We start from the raw sequence: 23,231 nt of genomic DNA, 5'->3' as shown, positions 1-23,231 counted from the left end.
ATACTGTAGGCAATTGAACGGATATGGAAAGGGAGATGACATGTGAGGTATATGGGACATCATATGAATTACTATGATCCGCATCTGCATAATCGATACAATCATCAAATGAGACAGTTTGGGCTCGGCTATCCTTTTCTGGGCGGCTTAGCTGGAGGGCTCGCTGGTGGGTTTATTGGAAGTGCAATTGCGCCAGGTTATGGCTACCCGAGACCAAGGCCTCCATACGATGGTGGAGGTGGATATGGCTACCCACCTTATGGGTACCAAGGTTATCAAGGCCAGGGGTATGGAGCAGGATATCAGGGGCAGGGAAGCTACCAAGGCGGAGGATATCCTCAGGGTGGCCAGGGGTACAGCGGTTATGGAAGTCAGTATGGATCACCTTATTGGCAAGGTGCATATAGATAGGAAAAGCAAAGACGTCTTTGCTTAGAGTGTCGAGAAAGTCTTAAGGACCATCTGCCACGGGTATGGAGGTGATTTCCGCTCCAGGATGCTCGCTTTCCACGGGGCGGGCGGTGAGCCTCCTCGGCTTCGCCTATGGGGTCTCACCTGTCCCGCACATCCCGTAGGAGTCGAGCATCCTTCCGCTCCAATCAACATTATTATGTGTGATATGAAAACAAGCAATTATTAGGGCTTCTCTACAAAATGAAAAGAAGCGCCGATCTGGCGCTTCAGCTTGTAGAGGAGCCACAGGTTCTTCTACAAGCTTAGCAAAGACACTGTCTTTGCTTTTTTGGATTAAAAGGATTCCCACTTTACATTTTGTGCTGTTTCCAGACGGTGCGTAACTTCAAGCCAGTTTACAATATTCCACCAATTATTAATATAATCCTTTCGCTTATTCTCATATTGAAGGTAATAAGCGTGTTCCCACACATCCAGTACTAGAAGTGGGATAACGTCCCATTGACTTAAATTTTGATGCTTTTCCGCTTGCAGAATTTCTAATCGTCTTGATACAGGGGACCAGACAAGGATTGCCCAACCCGACCCCTCGACATTATTCGCAGCGTTCGTAAACTGTTCTTTAAATTGTTTGAAGCTACCAAAACTATTATTGATTTCATCTAATAATACGCCTGATGGTTTGCCGCCATGAGGGGTCATTATTTTCCAAAAAATTGTGTGCAAATAGTGCCCAGCACCGTTGAAGGTTAGCTCTCTTTCCCAATGTTTAATAAGATCATAATTTCCTTTCTTTCTCGCTTTTTCAAGCTCTTTTTCCGCCTTATTCAATCCGTCTACATAGCCTTGGTGATGCTTATCATGGTGAAGTTTCATAGTGCGAGCAGATATATAAGGTTCTAATGCATCATATGCGTATGGTAGCGGTGGTAGGGTATGCCCGCCGATTGGTACGCTTTGACGTCTGACCGTTCTCCATTGATTATATAAGTCTGCTGCCCTTACATATAACGAACTGTTTGGAGAGGGATCTCGCAGGTTTACATGATGCTCCAGATCTTTTAACCAGTTTTCTGTTAAGGGCACGAGTGAACCGTAGTTTTCATTTGTGCTTATCTTTTCATGAAACTTTCTCCCCCAAATCAGCAACTCATTCGATGCGGAACTGTCCATGGATCATCCTCCTTTATGTGCCGTTATTACTATATGAATCAGAAATGAAATTTGTTTCATCGAAATTTAATGTTTTTAATACATACCATGTGGGTATTCCTTCATATAGACTAAGACCTTTAAGGTGGGATTAATATGGGGAAACAGAAGAAAAAAGGGCAAAAACAAGCTAAGAAACGCACCTTTTTAAGATACATAGCACTAAGTATGGTATTTATTATGATTTTTGTTTTATCTTTCGGTGGCTATAATACGTATGCATATATAAACGAAGCGCCTAAACTCAACGAAAAGGAGTTAAACCTGGCACAATCCTCAACGCTTTACGATCGAGAAGGGAATAAAATTAAAGATCTCATCGGTAAAGAACATAGGAAAACCGTTGCTTTTGAAGATATTCCCGATCATGTTGTGAACGCGTTTATCGCAGTTGAAGACGTAAGGTTCTGGGATCATAACGGCGTTGATGTTAAGCGAATTGGTGGTGCGATCCTTGCGAATATTAAAGAAGGGTTTGGAGCTGAAGGCGCTAGTACCATCACACAGCAAGTGGTGAAGAACATGCTACTAGAGCCTGAAAAAACGATGAAGCGAAAGGTTCAGGAAGCATACTTAGCGGTGGAATTAGAAGAAGCGTATTCAAAAGAAGAAATTTTCGAAATGTATGTGAACAAAATCTATTTTGGAAATGGAGCATATGGCGTCGCAACCGCGGCAGATACATACTTCAATAAGAATTTAGATGAATTAACTACAGGTGAAGCGGCACTTCTTGCTGGATTACCACAACGACCATCTGGATACGATCCATACAAACATGAAGATCTTGCTGACGAGAGAAGAGGAACCGTGCTGTACTTGATGAAAAAACACGGTTTTATAAATGAAAAAGAAAAAAAAGAGGCAGAATCAAAAGCGGTGTCTGATTTAATCGTCGAGAAAAAAGCTCCTACGACGACGAATGACGCCTTTATTGATCAAGTGATCGTAGACTTGAAGAAAGCAGGAATTCCTGAGAAGGCTTTGTTTACAGGTGGACTGAAGATTTATACAACGCTAGACCAAGAAGCTCAAAAAGTCGTCGATGACGCTCTTACGACAGACAAGGCCGTACATTATCCAGATGATAAATTCAAAGCTGGTATAGCCTTGATCGATACGGAAACAGGAAAGATCAAGGCGATTGGAGGGAATCGTCAATCTGAAAAGAAAGACGTTCAAAAAGGATTCAATTATGCGACACAGCTTGAACGCCAGCCAGGTTCTACGATTAAACCTATCCTTGATTATGGCCCTGGGATTGAGAAACATAAGTGGTCTACGAATAAACAGTTTATCGATGAAGAGCTTGAATTTAATGGAGATGAAATAAGCAATTGGAACGATGAGTATCAAGGAAGTGTATCGATCAGAACGGCTCTCCAATGGTCATATAACATTCCAGCGATTAAAGCATTTATGGAAGTTGGTGGAGAAGAGGCGAAGGCATTTGCTGAAAACCTTGGGATCACAATCGATCATACGTATCCTTCGTATGCAATAGGTGGATTCAAAAAAGGAATTTCTCCACTACAGCTTGCTGGTGCCTACGCTTCGTTCGGATCTGGAGGAGTATTCAACGAACCATATAGCGTTGAAAAAGTTGTTTATCCAAATGGTAAGGAGCTTGATCTAGCATCTGAAGGAAAGCGTGCTATGAGTGAAGGAACCGCGTATATGATCACGGATATGCTTCGTACAGTAGTTAAAGAGGGTACAGGAATGCAGGCGGCAATACCAGGTCTTGATTTGGCTGGTAAAACGGGTACGACGAACTTACCAGAAAATATCAATGCAGAGGGAACGTCAGACGCATGGTTCTCTGGATATACAACGAATTATACAGCTGCAGTGTGGACGGGTTATGACAAAACGACAGCTAATACGTTTATACGAAAGAAAAATGACGATATCGCGAAACTATTGTTTAAGCATGTGATGACAACTGTTTCAAAAGATGTTGAAACGGCATCGTTCAAGAAACCAGATTCAATAGTAGAGTTGAAAATTGATAAGGAAACAGGTTTGCGAGCAAATTCAAAAACTCCTTCCTCTCAAATCATAAAGGAACTTTATTTCGAAGGTGAGGAGCCAGAGAAAGCAAAATTACCAAAACCAAAACCTGTTAAAAAAGAAGACGCTAAACAAGATAAGGACAAAAAAGATAAAGCTGCTGATAAAAAGAAAGATAGCAAGAAGGATAAAGAATCATCCGATAATAAAAAAGAAGACGAGCAAAGTAATCAAGGAAACAATGATTCCGGTGAACCGAGTGACTCTGAAACGACTGAGCAGGAAGGAACCACTGAAGGCGATAACAGCGAAGAAGGTACCGAAGGCTCAGATGATACCGGAAGTGAAGAAGGTACCGGAGGCTCAGATGATACCGGAAGTGAAGAAGGTACCGGAGGCTCAGATGATACCGGAAGTGAAGAAGGTACCGGAGGCTCAGATGATACCGGAAGTGAAGAAGGTACTGGAGGTTCAGGTGATACCGGAAGTGAAGAAGGTACTGGAGGTTCAGGTGACACCGGAAGTGAAGAAGGTACTGGAGGCTCAGGTGACACCGGAAGTGAAGAAGGTACTGGAGGTTCAGGTGATACCGGAAGTGAAGAAGGTACTGGAGGCTCAGATGATACCGGAAGTGAAGAAGGTACTGGAGGCTCACGTGATACGAGCGAAGATAGTAATGAAGCCGCTGAAGAAGCTTCAAAAACGAAAGATGAAAACAAAGATACGTCAAACGATAGCTCAAAGACCAAAACGTCTACTGTGAGCGAGAAAGAACAATAAGATTATGAAGAAACCTCTATGTTGGCGAAAGTGAGATTCGCCTCATAGAGGTTTCTTCTTGATATCATCCAATAAACGCCCCGCGTCGAGGCGGTTTAAGATGGAGGTGCTAACGGTACATAAGGGCTGAATTCAGACTGGGGAACTTCAAGGTCTGGCGCTGGCTCTGTATACGCTCCAGTATTATAAAGATTAGAAAGTGGCTTGATGACTCCTGCACTACCAATTTGGAGAACTGAAGAGTTTGAAATTCCTTCTACTCTAAGCTGATGAATAACGATGTTTTGATTTACAAAGAAATTCAAGGCTCTTCAGCTCCCTAATTATTTGCAGTGATGTCTTGGTCAGCTACGTCAGGATCAAAGGAATTCGTCATACTGAAGCCGTTGTTTACAACATGAAAATCTCCTGTATTAAATCCTCCTGAACCTGCATACGTCTTTGCAGTCGATTTAGGTGTCGTATTAAAGCTGTCGCCGAAGTTGACGACTCCCCCTGCGCTGTTGATTTTTACTGGACCTACAATAGAAGGCATATGGATTAACATCCTTTGCAGTGATAGTTATACCGTATACTATGTCTTATTTAGGGATATGTTCTAATTATCCTGGTTAGGATCAGAGAAGAACTCGCGAATATTTTTAATCCTAGCTTCACTCCGTATGGTTTGTGTTGAACCAACGTGAAGGACAGAGGAAGCAGCGACTCCGATGATATCTATACCGCCTACTTTGATAACGGGGTTTTCTTGAATGGTCACTTGCTGAACACATTCTGTAATCACTGGAAGCGGTATTTCTTGAGAATAGATAGGGAATTTGGATAAATCCTTTGCTTCGTTATTATTGAAAATCGGTAATTCCCTTTGAACGGCATAGACGCGCGCTTCAGGTGTGACCTGATTACTGTCCCCGATTTGCACGGATCCAGCAAGGTCGATTGAAGCGACTCGAATCCAGTTAACGAGCGAAGCTCTAGATGGAATCATGTTGTGATCGGCACAAATGGTCTTGTGACAATAAGAGACTCAGGTGGTGTATCATAAATTGAAGAACATGCGATATTCTGGGTATCCCCGATTAGAACAACGGAAGAGCTAGCTACGGCCATGATTGAAAGTTGACCAACTGATAGACCTCTATTTATGACGGTGTACTTCACTGTGGTTCCATCCCCTTTGGTAAGTTTTTAATGAAAGCTTCCATCCCCTTTACGACGTCCCGTTTGATTTTTCCTACGATTTCTTCGGTAACCTCTTCATTGGTTGCTGAAGGTGAACGGGTACTAGGTTCACTCAAATAATGATTGATTCGTTGATCGAGCTGTTTTTGTATATCGTTTAATATAAAATGACGATACGGATCGTCAAGAGGATAGTTATATTGTTTTTCTAATTCCATAAGTTGTGGTAGCGCATCTCTCTGCATGTAAGATTGGACGTGCTCTTGTATCGCTTGAATTGATTCAGGTGAAGCAGCTGGTGAATTGTTAGGCGATTGCGGCTGTCCGTTAACAGAAAAGTCTTCTAACATTTCTCCGCCCGCCCCTGGAGTGAGTCCTATGTTTAGAGTGCCATCTAATCTTTCTATTTTTAGCTGATCAAATTTATATTCAACTTTTTCAATGTTTGTTTTAGGTGATTGCGCTTGTTCTTGCATTTTTAATTCAAGCCGCTTTATCTTCTTTTCAAGCTTGGTTATTCGATTGTCTTGTTGAGCAATCGTTTCTTGCATCCGTTGTAATATCGCATATAAGTTATCGTTTGGATACATAGACAATCACTCCCGTGTGGCAATCTTACTTTCAGTCTATGCTGAAATTTATAATAGGTGTTAGCCCGCTTTTAGATATTTGCTACTACGTTTTGGTCTGCAACATCTGAATCGTTAACGTTGGTTACACTATAGGAACTGCTCACGTTGAGTCCATTACCTGTATTAAATGAACCTGCACCAGCAAAGGTTTTCGCCGTACTGATAGGAGATACAATAAACACGTCACCGACATGAAATACTCCGCTACTACCGATGCTGTTTACTTTGATTGCTCCAACTAATGCCGGCATTATTTCACATCCTTTTTATAAACGTCTCTTGTTACTGTATGCGATAAAACGGGCTGATGTTCAGACAAGTGCGTTTCGATATCGTACCGAATTCTGAATAATGCCTTGGAAAATGGACAGAATTATACTGAAATAAGGTTGAATGAACCGCAGTGGATCGCCGCTGCGGTTCGTTGTATCTATGAAGTAGGAGTGAAGAGGATGCATACAAAACAAACGGTGCGCTACATATGCGAACACTATCAAAGTGGAAATCATTATTATTATAAACAGGAGCTCATTACACACGATACCTGGCAAAATCCTTCATCCATACAATGGTCTGCTAAACGACCTATTACCAGTAAGACGTTCAGAGTGAAAGAAAAGGAAGGATATAAAACGATCACAGTCAAAATAAACAAGGCACCTGCCGAGGTCCTCCTATTCTCGAAGCGAAAGCAAAGCGTTTAGAAAAGCAAAGCAAGTGGTATTAACACTTCAAAAAGGAGGCTCATCCATGAAGACTATTTATCGTGTTCAAAGTCATAATGATGAGAACTGGCAAGTGAAACGAGAGGGAGCGGAGCAAGCTACTAAAACCTTCAGAAAGAAAGAGGATGCCTATCAGTATGGAAGGGAAGTTTGTGATTCTAATAGACCTTCAGAGCTTATCGTGCATAAGTTAGACGGTGAAATAGAAGATAAAAGTCTCTATAATGACTAGTAAATTTCGTTCGGGCGTACATATTTTTCAGCTTTTGAATAAATATAGTAGTACTAACTACTACTTTTAGATGAAAGAAGGGAACTGTGATGGATTTTATTAGTCCCACAGCTGGAAGAGTGACGGTCGAACAAGTTACTGGATTAATCGAGAAATATACGAAAGAAGATCCAAAAGCGACGTATCGCATCGTAATTGGTACAGACTCTCAAACAACAAGTAAAACTACACAATTTGTGACTGCGTTGATCATTCATCGTGTAGGAAAGGGTGCGAGGATTTTTTATCGAAGAGAGAAACATAAGCCGATTCACGAATTGAGGCATCGCATTTATAAAGAAACCGAAATGAGTCTTGAGCTTATGGAATCGCTGAAAGACGAGGGAATCGCGCAACTATTAAAGAAATGGCCGATCGAGATACACCTTGATGTTGGAAAGCAAGGTGAAACGCGTAAAATTATCCAGGAAGTTGTGGGTTGGGTGACAGCTGTAGGATACATCGCACGTATCAAACCATATTCTTATGGCGCAAGTAGTGTTGCGGATAAGTATACAAAGTCAATAAGTTAAACTGGCCAGGCGGGTCAGTTTTTTTCTTTGGACAAACTTAACTAAAATGAATGTAACGGTTATGACTGGAAAAATGTGCTCGTACCCTTTAACATTAGCCTTACTACTACTTAGTGAAAGGAGTGAGGTTAATGTCACATGAGCCAAGAGTCTATGATTACTTCCAGCGTCCGTTACGAGACTTGCGTATTTCAGTGACGGATCGCTGTAATTTTCGGTGTCGATATTGTATGCCAGAAGAAACATTTGGACCGGATTATGAATTCCTTCCGAAAGCAAGTCTTCTACGTTTCGAAGAAATTACAAGGCTTGCCAAGTTGTTTGTTGGAATGGGAGTCGAGAAAATAAGGCTTACAGGAGGAGAGCCACTCCTGAGGAAAGATCTAGATGTGCTTATACACATGCTTGCTAGTATTGATGGGCTTAACGATATTGCCCTCACAACCAATGCTTCCCTTTTAAAGAAGCATGCTATGAAATTAAAAGAAGCTGGCTTAGATCGAGTCAATGTAAGTCTGGATGCAATCCACGATGACACGTTCGGGAAAATGAATGGAAGAGGCACGAAAATCAAGCCTGTTCTCGAAGGTATTCAAGCGGCTAAAGATGCAGGGCTACAGGTGAAAATAAATATGGTCGTGCAAAAAGGTGTGAATGATCACGAGATTCTACCGATGGCAGAGTACTTTAGGCACAGTGATCATATTGTAAGGTTTATTGAATACATGGACGTGGGAAATTCGAACGGCTGGAAATTTGACCACGTTGTTAGTAAAAAAGAAATCGTTGATCATATATCAGAGAGATATCCATTGGAAGAAGTTGAAGCTGCCTATTATGGCGAAGTTGCTAACCGCTTTTCATACAGTGATGGAGCTGGCGAAATTGGAGTCATCTCTTCTGTAAGTGATTCTTTCTGTTCGAACTGCACGCGTGCAAGGTTGTCAGCAGACGGTGCTCTTTATACATGTTTGTTCTCATCAAAGGGACAAAGCTTACGGAACCCACTTCGCAATGGCGCTACAGATCAGGAGATGGAGGATTTGCTCGCTTCTATATGGGGGAAACGCGATGATCGCTATTCTGATGAGAGGACCGCTGAGAAGGTCGCAAATCGAGAGAAGATTGAAATGTCCTTCATAGGTGGGTGACGAGATGAACAGTAGTAAAAGAAAGATCGTTAGCTATCATGATGGAACGTTTCATGAGAAAGAAGATACGATCGCTCTTGAAAAACCTCTTACGATCAGAGTGAATGGCGTCGAGTTCGCAACAGTCGTCTGTACCCCTCAAGACCTCGAGGAATTAGTGATTGGCTTTCTTGCGTCAGAAGGAGTGGTTCGCTCTCATAAAGCAATTAAAGAAATGATGTTCAATGAGGGGCAGGGAATCGTTAACGTCACAGCTGAAACAAACGTCTCCCTAGAAACTGACACGTATACGAAGCGGAAGATCAGCTCATGCTGCGGGAAAAGTAGGCATTTTTATTTAGAAAGCGATTCTAGGACAGCCCGAACCATTATGAACGCTCCGACCTTGACAGCTGAAGATTGTATTGAGTATATGAGTACGTTACAACATGAATCAACGACTTTTCATTCGACCGGTGGCGTTCATAATGCGGCGCTTTTCAGCAATGGTGAGATGGTAGCGATCCGAACAGATATCGGCCGTCATAATGCACTGGATAAGTTATACGGTTATATTCTACAGAATACCCTGCCACCTTCTGAGTTAGCGGTTGCGTTCAGCGGCCGAATTTCTTCAGAAGTTGTGCTGAAATTATCAAAGATGGGGATCGGCGTTCTTTTATCGAAATCTGCACCGACTGACCTGGCGTTAAGCTTAGCTGAAGATCTAGAAATTACAACGGTAGGATTTATTAGGCGCGGTGGATTTAATGTATATACGCGAACAGATCGAATTCATTCGTAAAGTGAAGCTAAGAGGCAGATGTCTCTTAGCTTTTTTATTTCCAAGATAGAACCCATTCGCATGTTCTCTCACTTATCAGCTCATACTACTGTACATACACAGTAAGAAAGGGCGGATTTGTAATGAGTTGGGCGATTGCTATGCTACTTTGGGCGTTTGGGTTATTGATTGTTGCGAGTCCAAGGGTTTTGTTCCACAAGCTTGAAATAAAAAAATCAGATACTGCCAATCATTCGCGAGCTTCAAAGAACTCAAATCGTAAAGAGAGTATGTTTTTTTTGCTTGAAACAAAAGCACTCGATTCCATTCCATGGTGGGTGGTCACACTTTTTTGTGTGTTAACAGGTCTCTTTCTCATCGCACTTGGTGTGATCGCACTTGTTTTTTCTTACTGAAAACGAAACTTTATAGGATGCTCGTTCGTTTAACTAGTAAAGTAGAAACAAGGGTTGCCGTTTGGTCTCCCTCATTTAGTGGTATTAACGTATAAGATAGAACGATTCAGGGAGACGTAAGGGGTTGGAGAAGATGGAAATAGACAAAAGAAAAAGCGATCATGTCTGGCGATTCTATTTTGTGCTAGTAGCGTTGCTGTTTGTAAAAACGTATTTGGTGTATCGATTTGAATTTTCATTAACGATGAGAGGTGCGGGAGAAGAGTTTTTATTGCTCATCAATTCGATAGGAGCGATTAGTTTACTGCTGGGGATAGGTCTTTTTAAGAAATACTCAAAGCCGGGCCTAATGCTAGCGGTTTATTTTTTGTTATCTGTTATCTTATATGCGAATGTGCTTTACTACCGTTTTTACATAGACTTCATTACGGTGCCCGTGCTTTTTCAGTTCGGTAATGTTGGTGGATTAAGTCAGAGTACAGTTGAATTGATCAATTGGTATGACCCTCTACTTGTATTAGATTCACTTGTCCTCTTTTGGCTAATTAGAAGATGGAACTTAAAGTCTGTCTCATTAGCAAGCAAGCTAAAGAAAAAAACAGCACTCTTTGCGACGGGAATGTTTCTTGTCACAGCAGCTCTTGCATTTATTTTGCATCCTTTATTATTTGAAAAATCGTATGATCGTGAGCTTTTTGTTAAGTCCCTCGGAGCTTATACATATCATGTGTACGACGTGGCATTCCAATCGATCACGTCCTTGAACAGCTTATTTGCGGATGATACTGATATATCAGAGATTCAGAAATTTGTTGATAAGAACAGCGTTGATGAGTCTCCTTACTTCGGCGTTGCTGAAGATAAGAACTTAATTATCATTTCGCTTGAATCGACACAGGCTTTCATGATGGACGAAAAAGTCGAAGGTAAAGAAGTTATGCCCTTCTTGAACAATTTGAAAGATGAGAGCTTTTATTTCCCTAATTTCTATCACCAGACAGCACAAGGAAAAACGTCTGATGCAGAATTCATGATCGATAATAGTTTATATCCACTTGCTGGTGGATCGGTTTTCGTTAGGAAACCGGAGAATAAATTCCTCTCCCTTCCGTTAGCATTGAAGGGTGAAGGTTATTTAACAACATCTTTTCACGGCAATGATCGTCAGTTTTGGAACCGTGAAGAAATGTATGAAACGCTTGGATATGATCGGTATTTTTCCAAGAAAGACTTTGATGTAACGGATGATAACTCGATCAATTATGGGTTGAAAGATATCCCTTTCTTTGAGCAATCCATCCCTTATTTAAAAGAACTAAAAGAGCCTTATTCTGCAAAATTTCTTACGCTCACGAACCATTTTCCATATTTATTAGAAGAGGAAGATACGCTCATCTCTTTACCAGATACAAGTAAAGGAGTGGTGAATCGTTATTTCGCAACGGTACGATATGAAGATGAATCGATTAAGAAATTCTTTGAAGACTTGAAAGCAGAGGGATTATATGAAGATTCGATCTTCGTGTTATATGGGGACCACTACGGTTTATCAGAAACGTATAATGAGGCGATCGGAGAATACCTTGGCAAAGAGATCGGGCCAGTTGAACACGTTCAACTCCAAAAAGTTCCTTTGCTCATCCATGTTCCAGGTGAGGAAGGCAAGGTGTTCAACACTGTCGGAGGTCAGATTGACTTGAAACCGACCATTCTAGAACTTCTGGGAGTGAATGAACAAAAGAGCTTGAATTTCGGTAGGAGCTTACTAGCACCAGATCGCAAGAACCTTGTAATTCTAAGAGATGGAAGCTTCGTGACAGAGGAGTACGTTTACACGAAGAATACATGTTACAACAAAGAAACAGCCGAGAAAACAAAGCGAAACAAATGTGCACGTCATTTTGATCATGTTCAAGATGAGCTGGACTACTCAGATCGCGTGATCTATGGCGATCTCCTTAGATTTATGAAGTAAGATGATGTTAAAAGAGTAACAATCATGGTACCCTTTAAGAGGACTATGAATAAGGAGTTTGAGTGTATGGATATTCAACGATTGCAAATATTGACTGAAGTTATCCGTGAATACAAAACGGCGATTCATATGGATGAGAGAAAAGATGAAATCGGTAGTGAAGTCCTTGAAATCATTATGAATTCACAAGACTTAGTGCTTTATGGGCACGTGAAAAGAGCGAAAGAAATCGATCGCTTTCCTGAAGAAGCGATCAAACACCTGGATGATGCAACTGCTTATCTTCATGAGAAAATCGATGAGCAGATGCCGAATCATTAATTCTAGAACAATAGAAAAAACGATAGAGCACTTCCAAATATCGGGGGTGCTCTATATTTATTTTTGAAGAATATGAATACTTAGTATGTTCGAGAAAATAGTCCTGCTTGTTGCATTTTGTCGTAAAACAATGATATATTTTTAACTGTTTAGTACAGTAAAGGGGGATTATTATTATGTTTAAGTACATAAAACGATTTGCGCCTATGTTAATTGTAGGACTTCTCGTGTTCGCGATAAGCGCTTGTTCGAATGATGAACAAAGTGAAGAAACCACTTCGAAGTGGGATGAAATCAAAGAAGAGGGCAAGCTGGTTGTTGCAACTTCAGGCACACTATACCCGACCTCTTATTATAAAGAAGGATCAGATGAAATTACTGGGTATGAAGTAGAAGTGGTGAAGGAACTAGCAAAACGTCTTGACCTTGAAGTTGAATTCAAAGAAATGGGCTTCGACGCTATGCTAACAAGCCTTAAATCAGGTCAAGTAGATCTTGCAGCGAACGACATTACGGATACAGAAAAGCGCCAAGAGAAGTTCACTTTTTCTGAGCCTGTTAAATATTCTTACGGAACAGCGATCGTTCGTAAAGATGACTTATCAGGAATCGAGTCATTAGATGATCTTGAAGGGAAGATTGCTGCAGGAGCATCTACAACTGTCTATATGGAAATTGCTCGAGAGAATGGTGCTGAAGAAAAGATTTATCCCAATGCAACGAATGAGCAATACTTACGAGATGTTGCGACTGGACGTACGGATATTATTCTAAATGATTATTATCTTCAGACGCTTGCGCTTGCAGCGTTTCCTGAATTGAACATTACGATTCACCCAGATATCGAGTATTTACCAAACAATCAAGCAATCGTGATGAATAAAGGAAACGGCGAGCTTGAGAAAAAAGTTAACGAAACGGTTAAAGAGATGAAGGAAGATGGCACACTGAAAGAAATCTCTGCAGAGTTCTTCAACGGTGCAGATGTTTCTGTAGAGCCTGATATCGATTTTGAAAAATAGAAGGGTGATGTAACAAATGGGTGATTTTCAACCTGAAAACCTATTTGATGCAGATCTTGCGATAAGATCGTTTCCTTACGTGCTCGAAGGCTTAGGATTAACGATGTTAATCGCCGTAGTTGGGATGCTTTTCGGTCTGTTTCTAGGGCTGTTTCTAGCTCTTGGTCGTATGTCCAAAGTTAAGGCTTTAAGGTGGCCGGCACGGTTATATATTTCGTTCATGAGAGGGACGCCGATACTAGTGTTTCTCTACATCCTATACTTCGGTCTTCCTATGGCTGGAATCGAGTTTTCAGCGATAACAGCAGCACTGATCGGATTTAGTTTAAACAGCTCTGCGTATATCGCAGAAATTCAGCGATCGGCTCTGTCTTCGATCGAAAAAGGTCAATGGGAAGCGTCAACTGCTCTTGGTATGTCTTATTGGCAGACGATGAGAGAGGTGGTCTTGCCCCAAGCCACGCGGATTGCTATTCCGCCACTATCAAATGTGATGTTAGATTTAATCAAGGCTTCTTCGCTAGCGGCTGTAATTACAGTGCCAGAACTTCTCCATCATGCTCAAATTGTTGGTGGGCGAGAATTTGATTTTATGACTCTCTATATTTTAGTAGCCTTCATCTATTGGGGTGTATGCGTAGGCGTGTCATTCTTACAGGAACTACTCGAGAAGCGCTACTATTATGTAAATTAGATCCCTGCTTTGCGGGGATTTTTTTTAGAGAAAAGTATCGAAAAATTTCCATAATTATCTTATCTATATCGTAAATGTGATAGGTTTTGTGATAGGATTTACATAGGAGTTCAATTTGAAGGGAGAACGTTCACAGCATGAAAAAACAATTAAGTTTGCTAGTCCTGCTAGCGGCGCTTTTGCTGGCTGCTTGTTCCAACAATGAAGGTGATGAAAACAAGCAAGAAAAAGATACGACGAATGATACCGTTTCTATGGAAGATACTCAGAAAGAACTTGAAGCTATGAAAGTTGAAGCGGATAGTGTCGTAGCAACTGTTAACGGAGAAGAAATCAGAGGGAAAGATTATAACACGATGTTAGTACAAACACAGCTTCGTTATACGATGGAAGGTAAAGATCCTTCTAAGAATGAGACAGCTGAAACAATCAAACAAGAAGTGATGGATAACTTGATCGGTCAAGAGCTTCTTTTGCAGAAAGCTAAGGAAGAAGGCTTTACAGCTTCAGATAAAGAAGTTGAAGCTGAGCTTAGTCAAGTGAAATCACAATTCGAAAGTGAAGAACAGCTACAAGAAGCGTTGAAAGCACAAGGCATCACTCTTGAACAATACGAACGTCAACTCGCTAATATCGTTGTCGTTGATAAATACGTTGAAGAGAACGTCGAAACACCAGAAGTGACAGAAGAGGAAATGAAAGCATTTTATGATGAGCAATTTACAAAAGATGCGGACAACCCACCTTCTTATGATGAAATGAAAGATCGCATCAAAAGTTACCTCGAAGAAACAAAGCTACAGAAAAAGGTTCAAGAACTTAGAAATGAGCTAAATGAAAAAGCAGAAATAGAAGAAATGATCTAGGTCAGCAAACAAGCTGACCTTTTTTCATGAAATAAATAGGGGTGCTAATACATGGAAAAAATAATTCAAGATATTCGTCGGTATGTTCAACAAAAGCTAGAAAACGAAGGCAGCGGTCATGATTGGTCACATATTGCCCGCGTAGCAAAGCATGCAAAAACCATTGCAAAAGTAGAAAACGCAAACTTATTCGTTTGTGAAGCTGCTGCGCTTGTTCATGATCTCGTCGATGATAAGCTCGTTGATCCGGAAGAAGGTTTTAAGGAAGTTGAACAGCTTCTTAATCAAGTAGAGGAAGGTGAGAGAAAACAGATTATCGAGATTATCTCGACTATTTCGTTCAAAGGTGGAACGATGTCTCCTGTGGAATCTCTTGAAGCAAAAGTCGTTCAAGATGCTGATCGATTAGATGCAATCGGAGCAATAGGTATTGCTCGAACGTTCGTTTACGCAGGGTCAAAGGGTGACATGATGTATGACCCGGACCTTCCCCCTAGAGATAAGTTGTCAGCATCGAGCTATAGAAAAGGGCGTTCCACCGCGATCAATCATTTCTATGAGAAGCTATTAAAGCTAAAGGACTTGATGAACACGGAAAAAGGAAAAGAGCTTGCAGAAGAGAGGCATGCCTTTATGGAGTCTTTTCTTGAACAATTTCATGATGAGTGGGTAGGAAAGAAATAAGATGTGAATAAACGCCTTTCACTCGTACAAACTGAAACAAAAGACGAGAGGATGTTTCGTGTGGATGCTATGAGAGCAAAACAAATCTTATCTTCAAAAAATGACATTCAAGTCCTTCATAATGGAGTCCCAGTTTGGTTAACGAGCGTAAATGAGCAAAAAGAAACAGCGAGAATTCATGAAACAGATCGCCCAGATCACGAACATGACGTTTCGCTTTATCAGCTATTTGAGCAGTAGTCTGAACAATTATTTTCTGGAATGGTCTATTCTATAAGATAGTTTTTTTGAAAGGATTTTTGCATAAAGAACCACACTTAGCAGACTAGAGCGGAAGCGTGTATCCTGGAGTGAAAACACCCGTACTTACTAGCAGCAATGTTGACGAAATAAGCCTTTTGAAAAGAGAGAACCGGTGGCTCTCTCTTTTTCTATGGAAAAGCACGATTTTAGGTAGCCATATTAGTAAAAACGATGTGTTTGCTACTTAATATAAACTTCTTTCCTAGTAAACGCATTAATTCCAGATTATTGGGGAATAAGACAAATAAGTAATATAGAAGACTTTCTACTAACAATTGTGATAAATAGTTGCGGCGAAGCTTGTCTAATTAAAGCAGCATATGCAAAGAAATTAGAAGTTTAGTCGAATGCGTTTTGATTCCTCTCAGTATTGGGCATAATGGTTATGTGTTCGAGTGAGGAGGAATGCAGAATGTATGAGTTTGAGGCAATCATTGAAAAGAAACGAAAAGAAATGTTTGATATAGCAGGACGATACGGGTTTGCTTCTGAGAAAACGATTCGCTGCAGCCAGGAATTGGACCGGTTGTTAAATGCACTTATGCATCGCCGGACTACGTAACTAGCGGGTTAGAGAAATTAGAGATCGACTATTTTTCTTCCTGTGTGGGTTAAAAGAGGAGGAAATCATTATGAAGATTGATCTTAAAGCAATTCTAAATAAAGAGTTGTTTGACTGGATACAGGACCATCCGAAACGTAACCAATTGATAGAATCGATTGAAGGGAACATATTTCAATCGATCGTTCAGTTTCGTGAATGCAATGATACAAATTATAATGGGAACGATGACTGGACGTTATACGCTCTTCGAAATGAAGAGATGTGGAAAGATGAGGTTGATCCACTTAACCAGTGTAAAAGCCGTTAACGAGACACGGCTTTTTTTGTTGGTTTTTTTTACTAATTTTAAGCAGGATAAAAACCAGAGCATGTAGAAAAGTTTATCATAATACGATTTTACCATGCACTGGGGAGGAAATAATGGTCAAACAGTCAGAAAATATTCTCATAGAAAAACATCAACTCCATGAATTACATAGAGAATACGAAAAGTATCTGTCTCTCTTCACCCATTATCCTGGCATGATGTTTTCCCTCAACCGAAATGGATTAGTCACGAATATGAATGGGTTTGGCGAACAGTTTGTACAGCAAAATCGAGATAGTGTGATAAACAAACATTATACGGAATTTATCATACATGGGGATCGGAAGAAAGTACAAGAAGAATTTCGCAAAACACAAGCGGGGCAAATTACCCGGCTTCAAACGACTCTCTTACATGTAGCTAGGATTAGAGTGGATGTAGAAATCATCACCATCCCTATCTACATTAACGATAACATCAGTGGTGCTTTTAGTATTGTGAGAGATATTACATCAGAAAGAGAAGCAGCGGTGGCATTAAGGGAAAGCCAGGAGAAGTACAGGCTGATTGCTGAACATACCTCGGAATTAATTAGCCTGGTTAACGTTGAAAAAGATTCTGTGATCTATGCCTCACCATCACATGAAACGATTCTTGGTCATTCACCTCACTATTATTTAGGTCGGTCGATCGAGCTAGATATCTATCCAGGCGATAAGAGAAGCGTAGGTGATTTACTAAAAAGTGACCCACTTGATCCTTCGCCTGCTGTCGTTGAATTTCGTAGAAAACATGCAAATGGCACATGGCTTTGTCTTGAAGATCGAGCGACGCTTATTCCGACTGGCCCAGGCAATGAGCGGACGCTCGTTGTTGTCACAAGAGATATTACTGAGAAAAAAGAAGCAGAGCGTGAATTGAAACAAACGCTCAAACAGCTAGAGGATATGAAGTATGCGCTTGATGAAAGTGCGCTTGTATCAATCGCAGATAAAAGAGGGAAGATCACCGCAGTCAATGATAAGTTTTGCCAAACGTCTGGCTATACGGAAAAGGAATTGATTGGTGAAGAACATATGATCCTGGACTCAGGCTATCACCCGCAATCCTTTTTCAATGAGATGAGAAGCAAAATAAGCAACGGTGAAGTATGGAAAGGTGAAATTAACAATAAGAAGAAAAATGGTGACGTTTTCTGGGTGGATACCACGATTGTTCCATTTCTTGATGATGAGGGAGAACCTTATCAGTATGTATATATTAGGAAAGACATTACGAATCGTAAACAAACAGAAGAGTTTTTAAGTACGTCTGACAAGCTATCTGTCATAGGAGAGCTTGCGGCTGGTGTCGCCCATGAGATCAGGAATCCACTAACATCATTGAAGGGTTTCACACAAATACTGAAATCAAGACTTTCAAATGAAAGTGATCAGGAATTTATAAAGATCATGATGTCTGAACTCGACCGGATCAACATGATCGTTAACGAATTTATGGTCTTAGCCAGACCTCAAGCTGTTACTTATGAAAAGGCGAACATTCTTGATGTCATCGAGAATGTCCTTACCTTAATTGAAACGCAGGCAATATTAAATAATGTGCAGATCTTTACGCGACTCATAAAGACAGTGCCTGCGATTACATGTAGTGAAAATCAAATCAAACAAGTCTTGATCAACGTTCTAAAGAACGCGATTGAAGCGATGCCAGATGGTGGAGAAATCGTCGTGTCCGTTTACATGGATTCAACAGACATCCTGATAGAAGTGAAAGATAATGGAACCGGTATACCCGATCATCAATTAGCTCACCTAGGTGAGCCATTCTATACAACAAAGAAGAAGGGGAATGGGCTTGGGCTGATGATAAGCAGAAGAATCATTCAAAATCATCAAGGTGAGATCACATTTGAGAGTGAGGAAGGTTTAGGTACGATCGTTTCGATTAAGCTTCCATTAGATCTACATAAATAAAGCGTCCTTTGGGACGCTTTATTTTTAATTCATAATGTCTTTACAAAGGAATAGTAAGCGCTTACAATATAAGAAAGATATTATCAGAATAGTTAAATAAAAAGGATGTGTTGAGGTTGAGAAGCGAGACGAAGTACCGACTCCTTGCCTTTGAAGAATTCAACGCTGAAACGAATTGGAAAGAAAACAATCGCCTTTTTAATTATTCATTAGCGACACTTGCTGTCGTGGTGTATGGACTAACTTTTATCTTATGATCGCATTCTATAATAAAAAGGCACTTCCTCCAAAAGAGGAAATGCCTTTATTTCGTTTAAGATGCCATTTTGTTTGAATTGCTATCAGAGAGTTTGTTCATCAATGTTGTACTTGCTTCATTCAAGCCGACGAACTTAACAGAAATACCATTTTGAACAAATTTTGCGTGAATCTTATCGATCGCTCCTACTGCAGAATCATCCCAGAGGTGAGCATCAGATAATGATATTTCAACTCGATCGATCTTTTCTTTATAATCAAAAGCTTTGATTAGATCTGTAACAGATGCGAAGAAAATTTGACCAGATACTTCATAAATTCTACGGCTATTCGCATCATCGAGCGTACTGTTCACATGGATCTTTGAGATTTTTGCAGCGAAGAAAATCGCACTCAATACGATACCAGCTAGTACACCGTTCGCAAGGTTATGAGTTAACAATACGGTTAATACCGTCACGATCATAACTGCAGCGTCTGTCTTAGGTAGACGGTGTAAGTTGGTTAGTGAAGACCAGTCGAACGTTCCGATTGATACCATGATCATAACGCCAACAAGTGCAGCTAGTGGGATTTGACTAACGATATCTCCCATTACAAGAATCAAGAACATTAAGAATGACCCTGCTACAAGAGCTGAAAGTCGTCCTTTCCCACCAGACTTAACGTTGATGACAGATTGTCCAATCATAGCACAACCAGCCATACCGCCAAAGAAACCAGTTACGATATTCGCGATACCTTGACCTTTTGCTTCACGGTTCTTATTACTATCTGTATCAGTCATATCATCAACGATTGATGCTGTAAGGAACGACTCAAGAAGTCCAACGAGCGCAAGTGCTAATGAATATGGGAAAACAATCATTAGTGTTTCTAGGTTAAATGGAATGGATGGAATAAAGAAAGCTGGGAGTGCTTGAGTAAGCTCGCCCATATCTCCAACAGTTCGAACACCACTTCCTGTCATGATGGCGATCACAGTAATAACGGCAATCGCTATAAGTGGGGAAGGGACAACCTTTGTGAACCTAGGTAAAAGATAAATAATCGCAAGTGCTCCAGCAACCATAAGATACATTGGCCAAGATTCTCCGACGAAATGTGGTAGCTGTGAGCTAAAGATAAGAATAGCCAGAGCATTCACGAAACCTACCATAACCGAACGAGGAATGAATTTCATGAATTTACCGACTTTCAATACACCCATAGCAAACTGCAAAATACCAGTTAATATCGTTGCAGCAAATAAATACTGCAGACCGTGATCCGCGACAAGAGTTACCATCAGCACAGCCATCGCACCTGTTGCTGCTGAAATCATACCTGGTCTTCCACCAGTAAATGAAATAACGACGGCGATTGAGAATGAGGCGTACAATCCTACCATAGGATCGACTCCTGCCATTATAGAGAAAGCAATGGCCTCTGGGATAAGCGCTAGTGCTACGACTAGACCTGCCATAACGTCTCCGCGGACGTTTCCGAACCAATCACTTTTTAATTGTTGAATTGACAAATAATACACTTCCTTTTTTTCTACGTATTCCTTTCCTCCCCGGAAAGGTAGACCGGACAAAACAAAGTGAATTATACGCAGGAAAGAGGAATGTGACGAGTCGCCAATAACGGCGTGAAAGCGAACTCATGGTTTTTATGCTTTTATTTTCTTTGATTATCTCTGTTATTCATTAGATTTCAACTTTTTGGGGGTAAAATTTTAAATGAGCGTTGTTCTGAAGAAGTAGCTTGATAAGCAGCAGCAATTCCTTTTAGTCCTATTAAGTGTTTCGGTACGCGTTTCAATTGAACTGAAAAGTGCGCGTCTGTTGATATCAGTGGGTGGGATAAGGCAATCGTATTTTCATCTTCCCACCTGGCAACGATGCGTTCGTCTTTTGGAAGGAAATAAAAAGGCTGGGAGAAGCCATGTCGGAACCATGATAATTCTTTGGATTTGTCGATACCGGGTTCTTGGAAACAAACATATAATGAGAGGTCATCGAAAAACTGAAGTAGATGATAGTGAAAGGTGAAAAGGTCATCCTGGATCTTAACATCGTGTAACAGTGCCTTTTGACGCTTGTTTTCATTATTGTAAAAGCTAACCCCTTTTTTAGAAGTAGCGTTTCTGAAGAAAGACTGGTAATGCTTGCTGCATAGGTATGCTGCATATGGGCTATACTTAAGAACCTCTTCAATTCCTTTTATGTAATAATCAAGTTTGATTGGAAGGGGATAATCCATGAAGGAAAATGGGATTTGGTCCCCATCATTCCAAATCGGGACTTCATCAAGAGATTTCCACCCGCGATCATGATGGTGTATTGCATAAAGTACATCATGTTGATAAGAAAGGTCCGGCCAGTAGTCCCGGTCAAGTTTACTTGCGAGCTGACCTGATAGGAGAGCATGTTCATGCTGTCTGATCATAACGTAAGAATCATTCTGTTCATATACAATCATCTACTCACCCTTTCAATAAGTATAGAAAGCTCCCAATCATTGTAGGGAGCTTTTCTTGATTTCCTGAAAATTGATTCGCGCATTCGTGTGGTCGATCTTAGCAATCGTAAATGGCTTTGTAATCGCTTGTGTCACAATCTCATCCTTATTAGGATCAGTTGTATAGTACGAAACTAGTAATGAATTGCCTTCTTTTGAAATGTTATCGATCGTAATCGAATAACCGCCGGTAGGCATTTCACCTCTCGTAATAATAATATAGAGGTGTTCATTTGATGGAACAGCGAATGTGGATTTTTCTAACCACTTTTGTTGAATGGTTGTTTGTATATCCTCTGGTGCATTGTTCATTTGAACGGTTTCGAATTCAACGTCCTGAGACACCTTTTCACCCCCGTTAGTTTCTGGTTGCTGTGAAGAATTCTCTTTATTCTGGCAGCCAGAGATAACTAAAGCGATCACAATAGTAAGTAAAAGGATAATGTGTCGCACAGATTTTTCCCCCTCCTTGCACATAAACACCGATCGTATGAAAACCATGTGCGTAGTAAGTTTAAGTTTAGCGAAAATTTGATGAAATGGAAAGGGTTTCCCCAGTTAAGGGGTTACATTCTAGTATGACAGGGTAATGACTATATGCAGATAAAGATTATGACAAGGAAGGGGATTAGACATGGAAAAGGAAATTCTTATGTATCTAAAAAACATTGAAGAACCAGTTTCTACACACGAAATCATGGAGTATTTAGCAATGAAGGGATATAGTCCCGATGAAGAAGAGCTTGTAAGGGTGATGAAAGAAATCCCTTCATCGAAGCTCCAAACTGAATATGATGCATCGGTCGTAGACCCAGCACCATCGGTATTGTATAAGGCAGGTCCAGAAGCTTAAATTATTTCTTGCGACGAAAGGTATCAACTAAATAAATACCGAAGAGGACAAAGAAAAACAAACCAATGGCAACAAATATGTTCATTATTGTAGATAACATAGGTGACATCCTTTCAAAGTGTTATTTTTTCCAGTGTAACAAACTGTTTAGAAAGTTTGTTGGATTACTCGTCCAACAAGATGGAGAAAATGCTATACTAGTGGCATTGAGTTCAGGTATGGAAGGATGTCATCATGAAACGTATTAAGTTTAATGGATCAAAATTTATTATTGTTTTCTTCATCGTATTCGTTATTGTAGGAGCAGCAAACGTCTTGATGAGTGACGGCAAAATGAACACGAGTGAGTACGTTCTGAGTGAGACTCAAAAGGATGTTGTCTCACGATCAGAAACGCAACCAAAGATTCCTGTCGGTGGATTACTTACTAGTCAGCTTACGGATGATAATCGCGTATCTTTGACTGCAAAGTTGCGATACAGCGGTGATGAAAATAGTGCGATCAAAGTTATTAAAGATGAGATGCTGGATTATCAGATTACAAAACATGAATCGGATGAAGTAGTTGTTCCATTTCAATCTGATGCCCCCACTGTTGAAGAAGAAGTCTCCCCTAAAGATGTGATTGAAGGGGAATCGGAATTAACAGAAGAGCTTGATCCTGGTGTCTATCAAATCGAAGTCAATGTTCCAATCGAATATGAAGGCGAAAAAGAGCGTTTTCTATTTCGCATCCCAGTTGAAGTTCAACCTTAAAACAGCAGATTTTCTGCTGTTTTTTTATGAGAAATTTCACATTCTTATTATGTT

The 23,231-nt window shown here is 40.5% G+C and carries 32 protein-coding genes; 22 read left to right on the top strand and 10 right to left on the bottom strand.

The genetic code is table 11. From position 1 onward, the window contains the following. Window positions 1–42: 42 nt before the first annotated feature. Window positions 43–411: a hypothetical protein gene (locus SJY16_RS13005; RefSeq protein WP_377889759.1), complete on the top strand. Its 369-nt coding sequence runs from the start codon at window positions 43–45 to the stop codon at window positions 409–411. A gap of 336 nt (window positions 412–747) precedes the next feature. On the opposite strand, the gene SJY16_RS13000 is transcribed toward SJY16_RS13005, so the two are convergent. Beyond that, window positions 748–1,587, bottom strand: a complete 840-nt coding sequence (locus tag SJY16_RS13000) for a superoxide dismutase (RefSeq protein WP_377889757.1) — start codon at window positions 1,585–1,587, stop codon at window positions 748–750. A 135-nt stretch (window positions 1,588–1,722) separates the two neighbouring features. On the opposite strand from SJY16_RS13000, the gene SJY16_RS12995 reads away from it, so the two are divergent. Continuing rightward, window positions 1,723–4,419 carry a transglycosylase domain-containing protein gene (locus tag SJY16_RS12995; protein ID WP_377889755.1) on the top strand — a complete coding sequence of 899 codons (2,697 nt, stop codon included), beginning with the start codon at window positions 1,723–1,725 and terminating at the stop codon, window positions 4,417–4,419. A 95-nt stretch (window positions 4,420–4,514) separates the two neighbouring features. Here SJY16_RS12995 and SJY16_RS12990 read toward each other — a convergent pair whose 3' ends face one another. The 6 genes from SJY16_RS12990 to SJY16_RS12965 all read right to left on the bottom strand — a co-directional run bounded on the left by SJY16_RS12990 (window position 4,515) and on the right by SJY16_RS12965 (window position 6,484). Then, window positions 4,515–4,724, bottom strand: coding sequence for a spore germination protein GerPB (locus SJY16_RS12990; protein ID WP_377889753.1), 210 nt, complete (start codon window positions 4,722–4,724; stop codon window positions 4,515–4,517). Between the two features lie 14 nt (window positions 4,725–4,738). After that, window positions 4,739–4,954, bottom strand: a complete 216-nt coding sequence (locus SJY16_RS12985) for a spore germination protein (protein WP_377889752.1) — start codon at window positions 4,952–4,954, stop codon at window positions 4,739–4,741. Between the two features lie 63 nt (window positions 4,955–5,017). Continuing rightward, window positions 5,018–5,407 (bottom strand): spore germination protein GerPE, encoded by a 390-nt coding sequence (locus tag SJY16_RS12980; protein WP_377889750.1) that lies wholly within the window; start codon window positions 5,405–5,407, stop codon window positions 5,018–5,020. Next, a complete protein-coding gene (locus SJY16_RS12975) occupies window positions 5,404–5,580 on the bottom strand; it encodes a spore gernimation protein GerPD (RefSeq protein ID WP_377889749.1) in 177 nt (58 codons plus the stop codon). The genes SJY16_RS12980 and SJY16_RS12975 overlap by 4 nt, the downstream gene beginning before the upstream one ends. Further along, a complete protein-coding gene (gene gerPC / locus SJY16_RS12970; protein ID WP_377889748.1) occupies window positions 5,577–6,191 on the bottom strand; it encodes a spore germination protein GerPC in 615 nt (204 codons plus the stop codon). Before gerPC ends, SJY16_RS12975 begins: the two co-directional genes overlap by 4 nt. Before the next feature lie 71 nt (window positions 6,192–6,262). Continuing rightward, complete coding sequence (locus tag SJY16_RS12965) at window positions 6,263–6,484, bottom strand: spore germination protein (RefSeq protein ID WP_377889747.1); 222 nt, start codon at window positions 6,482–6,484, stop codon at window positions 6,263–6,265. 201 nt (window positions 6,485–6,685) lie between these two features. On the opposite strand from SJY16_RS12965, the gene SJY16_RS12960 reads away from it, so the two are divergent. The 17 genes from SJY16_RS12960 to SJY16_RS12880 all read left to right on the top strand — a co-directional run bounded on the left by SJY16_RS12960 (window position 6,686) and on the right by SJY16_RS12880 (window position 19,062). Beyond that, the gene (locus SJY16_RS12960; protein WP_377889746.1) at window positions 6,686–6,937 is read left to right on the top strand and encodes a hypothetical protein; all 252 of its coding nucleotides are present in this window, start codon (window positions 6,686–6,688) and stop codon (window positions 6,935–6,937) included. Between the two features lie 46 nt (window positions 6,938–6,983). Continuing rightward, complete coding sequence (locus tag SJY16_RS12955) at window positions 6,984–7,190, top strand: DUF2188 domain-containing protein (protein ID WP_377889745.1); 207 nt, start codon at window positions 6,984–6,986, stop codon at window positions 7,188–7,190. Between the two features lie 89 nt (window positions 7,191–7,279). Beyond that, window positions 7,280–7,762 (top strand): ribonuclease H-like YkuK family protein, encoded by a 483-nt coding sequence (locus SJY16_RS12950; protein WP_377889744.1) that lies wholly within the window; start codon window positions 7,280–7,282, stop codon window positions 7,760–7,762. Window positions 7,763–7,893: 131 nt separating this feature from the next. Continuing rightward, complete coding sequence (moaA, locus tag SJY16_RS12945; RefSeq protein ID WP_377889743.1) at window positions 7,894–8,913, top strand: GTP 3',8-cyclase MoaA; 1,020 nt, start codon at window positions 7,894–7,896, stop codon at window positions 8,911–8,913. A gap of 4 nt (window positions 8,914–8,917) precedes the next feature. Beyond that, the gene (gene fdhD, locus SJY16_RS12940) at window positions 8,918–9,697 is read left to right on the top strand and encodes a formate dehydrogenase accessory sulfurtransferase FdhD (RefSeq protein WP_377889741.1); all 780 of its coding nucleotides are present in this window, start codon (window positions 8,918–8,920) and stop codon (window positions 9,695–9,697) included. 122 nt (window positions 9,698–9,819) lie between these two features. Further along, window positions 9,820–10,092 (top strand): hypothetical protein, encoded by a 273-nt coding sequence (locus SJY16_RS12935; protein WP_377889739.1) that lies wholly within the window; start codon window positions 9,820–9,822, stop codon window positions 10,090–10,092. Window positions 10,093–10,225: 133 nt separating this feature from the next. Then, window positions 10,226–12,067, top strand: coding sequence for an LTA synthase family protein (locus tag SJY16_RS12930; RefSeq protein ID WP_377889737.1), 1,842 nt, complete (start codon window positions 10,226–10,228; stop codon window positions 12,065–12,067). Between the two features lie 66 nt (window positions 12,068–12,133). Beyond that, the gene (locus SJY16_RS12925) at window positions 12,134–12,388 is read left to right on the top strand and encodes a hypothetical protein (protein WP_377889735.1); all 255 of its coding nucleotides are present in this window, start codon (window positions 12,134–12,136) and stop codon (window positions 12,386–12,388) included. A 176-nt stretch (window positions 12,389–12,564) separates the two neighbouring features. Next, window positions 12,565–13,410 carry a transporter substrate-binding domain-containing protein gene (locus SJY16_RS12920; RefSeq protein ID WP_377889733.1) on the top strand — a complete coding sequence of 282 codons (846 nt, stop codon included), beginning with the start codon at window positions 12,565–12,567 and terminating at the stop codon, window positions 13,408–13,410. 16 nt (window positions 13,411–13,426) lie between these two features. Further along, window positions 13,427–14,104 carry an amino acid ABC transporter permease gene (locus SJY16_RS12915; protein ID WP_377889732.1) on the top strand — a complete coding sequence of 226 codons (678 nt, stop codon included), beginning with the start codon at window positions 13,427–13,429 and terminating at the stop codon, window positions 14,102–14,104. A gap of 137 nt (window positions 14,105–14,241) precedes the next feature. After that, window positions 14,242–14,970, top strand: coding sequence for a SurA N-terminal domain-containing protein (locus SJY16_RS12910; protein ID WP_377889730.1), 729 nt, complete (start codon window positions 14,242–14,244; stop codon window positions 14,968–14,970). A 51-nt stretch (window positions 14,971–15,021) separates the two neighbouring features. After that, window positions 15,022–15,654 carry an HD domain-containing protein gene (locus SJY16_RS12905; protein ID WP_377889728.1) on the top strand — a complete coding sequence of 211 codons (633 nt, stop codon included), beginning with the start codon at window positions 15,022–15,024 and terminating at the stop codon, window positions 15,652–15,654. A gap of 3 nt (window positions 15,655–15,657) precedes the next feature. Then, window positions 15,658–15,894 carry an H-type small acid-soluble spore protein gene (locus SJY16_RS12900; protein ID WP_377889726.1) on the top strand — a complete coding sequence of 79 codons (237 nt, stop codon included), beginning with the start codon at window positions 15,658–15,660 and terminating at the stop codon, window positions 15,892–15,894. 475 nt (window positions 15,895–16,369) lie between these two features. Beyond that, on the top strand, window positions 16,370–16,519 hold the full coding sequence (locus SJY16_RS12895; RefSeq protein ID WP_377889724.1) for an aspartyl-phosphate phosphatase Spo0E family protein: 150 nt from the start codon (window positions 16,370–16,372) through the stop codon (window positions 16,517–16,519). Between the two features lie 70 nt (window positions 16,520–16,589). Continuing rightward, window positions 16,590–16,829 (top strand): hypothetical protein, encoded by a 240-nt coding sequence (locus SJY16_RS12890; RefSeq protein WP_377889722.1) that lies wholly within the window; start codon window positions 16,590–16,592, stop codon window positions 16,827–16,829. A 113-nt stretch (window positions 16,830–16,942) separates the two neighbouring features. Next, the gene (locus SJY16_RS12885; RefSeq protein WP_377889721.1) at window positions 16,943–18,805 is read left to right on the top strand and encodes a PAS domain S-box protein; all 1,863 of its coding nucleotides are present in this window, start codon (window positions 16,943–16,945) and stop codon (window positions 18,803–18,805) included. Between the two features lie 116 nt (window positions 18,806–18,921). After that, entirely contained in the window at window positions 18,922–19,062 is a 141-nt protein-coding gene (locus SJY16_RS12880) for a hypothetical protein (protein WP_377889720.1), read from the top strand. 56 nt (window positions 19,063–19,118) lie between these two features. Here the strand turns inward: SJY16_RS12880 and SJY16_RS12875 are convergent, their stop codons facing one another. From SJY16_RS12875 to SJY16_RS12865, 3 genes are all read right to left on the bottom strand, one after another. Beyond that, entirely contained in the window at window positions 19,119–20,582 is a 1,464-nt protein-coding gene (locus SJY16_RS12875; protein ID WP_377889718.1) for a SulP family inorganic anion transporter, read from the bottom strand. Window positions 20,583–20,761: 179 nt separating this feature from the next. Next, on the bottom strand, window positions 20,762–21,529 hold the full coding sequence (locus SJY16_RS12870) for a DUF3891 family protein (protein WP_377889717.1): 768 nt from the start codon (window positions 21,527–21,529) through the stop codon (window positions 20,762–20,764). 36 nt (window positions 21,530–21,565) lie between these two features. Further along, on the bottom strand, window positions 21,566–22,021 hold the full coding sequence (locus SJY16_RS12865) for a protease complex subunit PrcB family protein (protein ID WP_377889715.1): 456 nt from the start codon (window positions 22,019–22,021) through the stop codon (window positions 21,566–21,568). A gap of 181 nt (window positions 22,022–22,202) precedes the next feature. Here SJY16_RS12865 and SJY16_RS12860 point away from each other — a divergent pair, with 181 nt between their 5' ends. The 3 genes from SJY16_RS12860 to SJY16_RS12850 all read left to right on the top strand — a co-directional run bounded on the left by SJY16_RS12860 (window position 22,203) and on the right by SJY16_RS12850 (window position 23,177). Beyond that, window positions 22,203–22,421 carry a hypothetical protein gene (locus tag SJY16_RS12860; RefSeq protein WP_377889713.1) on the top strand — a complete coding sequence of 73 codons (219 nt, stop codon included), beginning with the start codon at window positions 22,203–22,205 and terminating at the stop codon, window positions 22,419–22,421. 65 nt (window positions 22,422–22,486) lie between these two features. Next, complete coding sequence (locus tag SJY16_RS12855) at window positions 22,487–22,669, top strand: hypothetical protein (RefSeq protein ID WP_377889711.1); 183 nt, start codon at window positions 22,487–22,489, stop codon at window positions 22,667–22,669. Then, entirely contained in the window at window positions 22,656–23,177 is a 522-nt protein-coding gene (locus SJY16_RS12850) for a hypothetical protein (RefSeq protein WP_377889710.1), read from the top strand. The genes SJY16_RS12855 and SJY16_RS12850 overlap by 14 nt, the downstream gene beginning before the upstream one ends. Window positions 23,178–23,231 lie beyond the last annotated feature (54 nt).

The organism is Alkalihalobacillus sp. R86527 (genome assembly GCF_042466185.1).
Taxonomy (GTDB): domain Bacteria; phylum Bacillota; class Bacilli; order Bacillales; family Guptibacillaceae; genus Guptibacillus.
This window is presented reverse-complemented; position numbering and strand designations above follow the sequence as displayed.

Bases quoted from the DNA above. Each gene is read 5' to 3' on its own strand.
- SJY16_RS12980 (WP_377889750.1), bottom strand. From the start codon at position 5,407: ATGATTCCATCTAGAGCTTCGCTCGTTAACTGGATTCGAGTCGCTTCA.
- SJY16_RS12925 (WP_377889735.1), top strand. From the start codon at position 12,134: ATGGATATTCAACGATTGCAAATATTGACTGAAGTTATCCGTGAATAC.
- SJY16_RS12870 (WP_377889717.1), bottom strand. From the start codon at position 21,529: ATGATTGTATATGAACAGAATGATTCTTACGTTATGATCAGACAGCAT.
- SJY16_RS12950 (WP_377889744.1), top strand. From the start codon at position 7,280: ATGGATTTTATTAGTCCCACAGCTGGAAGAGTGACGGTCGAACAAGTT.
- SJY16_RS12965 (WP_377889747.1), bottom strand. From the start codon at position 6,484: ATGCCGGCATTAGTTGGAGCAATCAAAGTAAACAGCATCGGTAGTAGC.
- SJY16_RS12960 (WP_377889746.1), top strand. From the start codon at position 6,686: ATGCATACAAAACAAACGGTGCGCTACATATGCGAACACTATCAAAGT.
- SJY16_RS12885 (WP_377889721.1), top strand. From the start codon at position 16,943: ATGGTCAAACAGTCAGAAAATATTCTCATAGAAAAACATCAACTCCAT.
- SJY16_RS12935 (WP_377889739.1), top strand. From the start codon at position 9,820: ATGAGTTGGGCGATTGCTATGCTACTTTGGGCGTTTGGGTTATTGATT.
- moaA (WP_377889743.1), top strand. From the start codon at position 7,894: ATGTCACATGAGCCAAGAGTCTATGATTACTTCCAGCGTCCGTTACGA.
- SJY16_RS12955 (WP_377889745.1), top strand. From the start codon at position 6,984: ATGAAGACTATTTATCGTGTTCAAAGTCATAATGATGAGAACTGGCAA.
- fdhD (WP_377889741.1), top strand. From the start codon at position 8,918: ATGAACAGTAGTAAAAGAAAGATCGTTAGCTATCATGATGGAACGTTT.
- SJY16_RS12930 (WP_377889737.1), top strand. From the start codon at position 10,226: ATGGAAATAGACAAAAGAAAAAGCGATCATGTCTGGCGATTCTATTTT.
- SJY16_RS12985 (WP_377889752.1), bottom strand. From the start codon at position 4,954: ATGCCTTCTATTGTAGGTCCAGTAAAAATCAACAGCGCAGGGGGAGTC.
- SJY16_RS12915 (WP_377889732.1), top strand. From the start codon at position 13,427: ATGGGTGATTTTCAACCTGAAAACCTATTTGATGCAGATCTTGCGATA.
- gerPC (WP_377889748.1), bottom strand. From the start codon at position 6,191: ATGTATCCAAACGATAACTTATATGCGATATTACAACGGATGCAAGAA.
- SJY16_RS12855 (WP_377889711.1), top strand. From the start codon at position 22,487: ATGGCAACAAATATGTTCATTATTGTAGATAACATAGGTGACATCCTT.
- SJY16_RS12920 (WP_377889733.1), top strand. From the start codon at position 12,565: ATGTTTAAGTACATAAAACGATTTGCGCCTATGTTAATTGTAGGACTT.
- SJY16_RS13000 (WP_377889757.1), bottom strand. From the start codon at position 1,587: ATGGACAGTTCCGCATCGAATGAGTTGCTGATTTGGGGGAGAAAGTTT.
- SJY16_RS12895 (WP_377889724.1), top strand. From the start codon at position 16,370: ATGTATGAGTTTGAGGCAATCATTGAAAAGAAACGAAAAGAAATGTTT.
- SJY16_RS12905 (WP_377889728.1), top strand. From the start codon at position 15,022: ATGGAAAAAATAATTCAAGATATTCGTCGGTATGTTCAACAAAAGCTA.
- SJY16_RS12910 (WP_377889730.1), top strand. From the start codon at position 14,242: ATGAAAAAACAATTAAGTTTGCTAGTCCTGCTAGCGGCGCTTTTGCTG.
- SJY16_RS12890 (WP_377889722.1), top strand. From the start codon at position 16,590: ATGAAGATTGATCTTAAAGCAATTCTAAATAAAGAGTTGTTTGACTGG.
- SJY16_RS12860 (WP_377889713.1), top strand. From the start codon at position 22,203: ATGGAAAAGGAAATTCTTATGTATCTAAAAAACATTGAAGAACCAGTT.
- SJY16_RS12995 (WP_377889755.1), top strand. From the start codon at position 1,723: ATGGGGAAACAGAAGAAAAAAGGGCAAAAACAAGCTAAGAAACGCACC.
- SJY16_RS12850 (WP_377889710.1), top strand. From the start codon at position 22,656: ATGAAACGTATTAAGTTTAATGGATCAAAATTTATTATTGTTTTCTTC.